2 protein-coding genes are annotated in these 2,128 nt (G+C 65.2%); both read right to left on the reverse strand.

From position 1 onward, the window contains the following. Nucleotides 1-733 (reverse strand): LLM class flavin-dependent oxidoreductase (locus IJH84_RS00330; protein WP_295138784.1); only part of this gene is annotated, 733 nt, incomplete at its 3' end. Between the two features lie 226 nt (nt 734-959). Then, nucleotides 960-2,128, reverse strand: a 1,169-nt coding sequence (locus IJH84_RS00335) for a 3-deoxy-7-phosphoheptulonate synthase (RefSeq protein ID WP_295138787.1), incomplete at its 5' end; no start/stop codon positions are given.

Consider the following 2,128-nt stretch of genomic DNA (forward strand, 5'->3'; position numbering starts at 1 on the left):
CCCGGTCGGTAACGCCGAGCACGACCGAGAATGATTTCCAGAACCGCAGTTTGCGCCCATAGCGATGCTCGATGTCGTCCTTCGCGTGCGTGACCTCGTCGGGGGTGGCGTAAGCACCGGCGTAGACATCACCGAACCTGGCGGCGAGCTGTTTCGCCGCCTCGGAGGTGCCGCCGATCGAGATCGGAGGCCGCGGTTGCTGGACCGGGCCGAAGCCGCTCCATGCCCCCCGCACCTGGTAGTGCTGTCCCTCGAAGTCGAACGGTTCGGCTGAACTCAGTACGCGGTTGAGGATGTCGAGGTATTCGAACGCCCGGCGGTACCGCTCATCTTTGGAACTGAAGTCACCGTCGCGCCGCACATCGATGTCGCTGGAACCGATCACCACGTGCATCGATACGCGCCCGCCGCTCAGTCGGTCCAAGGTGGCGAACGTGCGCGCTGCTGCTGTCGGCTGCACGACACCCGGCCGGTGAGCCACCGCGACTCCGAGCCTGGGCGCGGACTCCATCGACAGGGCTGCGACGAGCCACGGGTCGGGCCAGGAGCTGTAGGTGGTGACCAATGCACTGTCGAACCCGTCAGCCTCGTTCAACGCGGCCTGTGCGCGGATCGCGGCGGGATCGGCATCCCGCTTTCGGGGGTCGGGTGTGAACCGCCACGCCTGGCGCTCTTCCGCGGTGTTCCCCGACAAAGCCGTCGCCCGGATTCCACTTCGAATCTCGATTTCCACGGTCACTCCTGAGATCGATCTCCGCGGGCTTCCCCAGCATCGGCCCGGGGCGCTCCGCTCCCTTGCCCGCCGTACTCGTTCAGCGAGGGCGAAGCTGTTCGACACCATTTCCTCTTCGCTCGCGTCCTCTCCGCCCTGGTACTAACTAAGGACACCTCCCGTAGTGAGTACTCATCACCCGCTGTCATGGTCTGGACGTACACCGGCCTGTCTCGGGATTTCCGGATCACGCCATCAACCGCCCGACGTGTGACACGACCGTGCTGGCTTGAGGCGCATTCAGGCGCGGATCGCACGCGGTCTCGTAGTTGGGCAGCGGGGCCGTGGACCGGAACTCGGCGGTGTCGGACGCGCACTCGCGCACCGGGTCGTGCGTGGCTTCCAAGTGGAGGCCGCCCATTGGCAGTCCGCGTTCCGACAGCACTTCGATGACCGATTCGACCTCGGAGACGACCGCCTCGAGCACGCGGGTCTTCTGGCCCGCTCCGTTGGTGGTGGTATTGCCATGCATGGGGTCAGACATCCAAAGGACGTCTGCAGCGTCGCTTCCGAGTGCTGCGAGCACCGGAGGAAGCCGACCGGCGACCGCTGCCGCGCCCATCCGCACGATGAAGGTGAGACGCCCCGGCTCCTTGTTCGGATTCAGGACGCGTACCAGCTCCCGCGCCTCGTCGCCCGTGATGTCCGGCCCGATTTTCACCCCGATCGGATTGCTGATCGAGGCAAGGAAATCGATGTGCGCGTGGTCGATCTGGCGCGTTCGCTCCCCCACCCAAAGCAGGTGCGCGGAAGATCCGAACTCGCCCAGTACTTCGCCGCGTGTCAGGGCCTGCTCGTACTCCAGCAGCAACGCCTCGTGACTGACGTAAACCGGCGATACCGCCGGTCCGTCGACAACTGGGTCACCGTAGTGCTGGAGGCTGTCGATCACCGTCTTCGCGTGCTGGTATGCCTGCCGGAGCCGACGGGGGTCGGCGATTCGCGCCTCCGGTACTGCGTCCGGGCCGTTCACCGCGTCCCCGCGGTATACCGGAACAATCATCCCATCGGGCAGGACCTCGGTCGGGTTCGAGCGCGGTTTGGCGTATTGCCCGCCCATGCGTCCGATCACGATGGATCGGATGCCCGATTCCGCTGTGACTATGTCGGCCAGCCCTCGAAGGAACGTTGCCTTCTCCCGCGTCCGCTCCGGTGTGGCGTCCACGAATCGTTCAGCGCAGTCACCCGCCTGGACAACGAAAGCACGACCACGAACCGCACACGCCAGTTCTTCGCGCAGGTTCCGCACCGATGAAGCCGTCACCAACGGCGCCCGGGTTTCCAGATCGAGCAGTACCTCGTTGAGCTTGTCGAGGGAATTCCATTTCGGTTGTTGCAACGCACGGGCCGTCCGCA

It is taken from the genome of Saccharopolyspora sp., assembly GCF_017434145.1.
In the GTDB taxonomy this organism is placed as follows: Bacteria; Actinomycetota; Actinomycetes; order Mycobacteriales; family Pseudonocardiaceae; genus Saccharopolyspora_C; species Saccharopolyspora_C galaxeae.